This is a genomic window from Elizabethkingia argenteiflava (assembly GCF_009904105.1).
GTDB classification, from domain to species: domain Bacteria; phylum Bacteroidota; class Bacteroidia; order Flavobacteriales; family Weeksellaceae; genus Elizabethkingia; species Elizabethkingia argenteiflava.
The window spans coordinates 1-305 of record NZ_JAAABJ010000179.1 but is presented as its reverse complement, the minus strand read 5'-3'; the positions used below and the strand labels follow the sequence as shown (position 1 = coordinate 305).

The 305-nt window shown below is 46.2% G+C and carries 1 protein-coding gene; it reads right to left on the bottom strand.

Annotated elements, in window-relative coordinates; all coding sequences use genetic code 11:
* The coding region (locus GNY06_RS01425; protein WP_176589933.1) for a transposase at positions 1-305 on the bottom strand (305 nt) is incomplete at both ends.

Below are 305 nucleotides of genomic sequence, written 5' to 3'. Positions count from 1 at the left end.
GAGAGATTTAACCAATTGTCCAGCCAGGATTTGCAGGTCAGGGGATATTTTTTTGCCCACTTCTCTTCAAAGGCAAGCAGCCTTTGATATCCCTGCTCTTCATTATTAGCCTTGTAGATTGGCTTCATAGCCTCCATAACCGCTTTTTTATCCCTGTCAGGAACATAGCGCATGGAGCAGCGGATTTGATGAACCACGCAAAGTTGTACCCTGGTTTTAGGAAATACAGCCTCAACCGCTTCGGGGAAACCTTTCAGGCCGTCTATGCAGGCAATCATAATATCTTCCACACCGCGTTTCTTCAG